The organism is Pseudomonas sp. NPDC089534 (genome assembly GCF_044749305.1).
In the GTDB taxonomy this organism is placed as follows: Bacteria; Pseudomonadota; Gammaproteobacteria; order Pseudomonadales; family Pseudomonadaceae; genus Aquipseudomonas; species Aquipseudomonas ekonensis.
Window position 1 is genome coordinate 15,263 of sequence record NZ_JBIVHR010000112.1, and the last position, 1,396, is coordinate 16,658.

At 65.5% G+C, this 1,396-nt stretch carries 2 protein-coding genes; both read right to left on the reverse strand.

The features are described from left to right. Window positions 1-194 precede the first annotated feature (194 nt). On the reverse strand, window positions 195-491 hold the full coding sequence (locus tag ACIP0B_RS24825; RefSeq protein WP_400836934.1) for a DUF2845 domain-containing protein: 297 nt from the start codon (window positions 489-491) through the stop codon (window positions 195-197). Further along, the coding region (locus ACIP0B_RS24830) for a DUF748 domain-containing protein (protein WP_400836932.1) at window positions 491-1,396 on the reverse strand (906 nt) is incomplete at its 5' end. The genes ACIP0B_RS24825 and ACIP0B_RS24830, both read right to left, overlap by 1 nt.

Sequence of the window (1,396 nt, forward strand, 5' to 3'; positions counted from 1 at the left end):
GCACCGCAAAAGCCTGTGGGAGCTGGCCTGCAAGCGATGAGGCCAGCACTGCGGCATCGGTGTTGCCTGACCCGCCGTCATCGCCGGCAAGCCGGCTCCCGCAGGGTTCAGCAGCGGCCGCAGTTCTGTGCCCACCGCAAAACCTGTGGGAGCTTGCCTGCAAGCGATGAGGCCATCAGAGCCATGGGGGGATTTCAGTTGCCGCGCTTGCTGTTGATCTGCTTCAGGCGGTTGCCCTCGAAGCGCAGGTATTGGTACATGCCGTTGCTCGGGCCGTAGGTCCATTCCTCGACCTGAAACTCCTCGCGGCGGTTGGCGCTGCGCTTGTAGCCCAGCAGGTCGCGGCTGAGCGGCTCGCCGCACTTCTGCAGCACTTCGCTGGCGCGGTCGCCGAGACTGACCAGCTGGCTGCCGCAGCGCAGGGTGTCGGACGCGTACGCCTGGCCTGCGGCCAGCGCCAAGAGGAGTGCGATCAGCCATTTGCGGTTCATCATTCGGCATCCAGATGCATTTGCGTCACCACCCGGCCATCGCTTTCCGCTTCGCCGAGGTTGGCGTCGATGAAGTACACACGGTCGTCGGCCAGTTGGCCCTTGTCCACCAGGTAGTCCTTGATGCTGCTGGCACGGTCCTGACCGAGCTGGCGCAGCAGGACGTCGCTGGAGCTCCAGAACTTGATCACGTCATCGCGCATCTTCGCGGTGCGCTCTTCCTTGCCAAGATCCTTCCATTCGGCCGGTGGCTGGGTCTTCAGGCGGGTGCGGTAGATGCCTTCGAGCAACGGCCCTTTCTCGCCGTCCGGCACCTGCAGCAGGGAGGCCTGGGCCGGCACCTTGTCGCCCCGGCGCTGGAGCATCTTGTAGTAGTTGTACTGGTATTCGCGCTCCAGGCGCTGCTCGGCGATGAGCGGGCCGTCGCTGCTCTTGGCGGCGGTGCCTTCGATTTCCAGGCGCAGGGCCGGGCGTTCCTTGAGCGCCTGGGACAGCTTGACCAGCGCCGCTTCGGCGTCCTTGCTCAGCTCGCTGGAGCCGGGCGCGAACGACACGCTGCCGAGGTCCTCCGAACCGCCGCCGCTGACCAGGCCGCCGATCAGTTTGAACGGCGCGGCGGCGGCCTTGACGATCAGGTTGCGCAGGGTCTGCCAGACGATCGGCATCACGCTGAACTGCGGGTTGTTCAGGTCGCCGCTGACCGGCAGCTCGATGGAGATCTTGCCGTCCACGTCCTTGAGCAGGGCGATCGCCAGTTTCAGCGGCAGGCTCACGGCGTCCGGGCTGTCGACCTTTTCGCCCAGCTGCAGTTGCTCGACCACCACCTTGTTCTCGGCCTTGAGCTGGCCCTTGGTGATCAGGTAGTGCAGGTCGAGGTTGAGCCGGCCCTTGCGGATCCGGTAGCC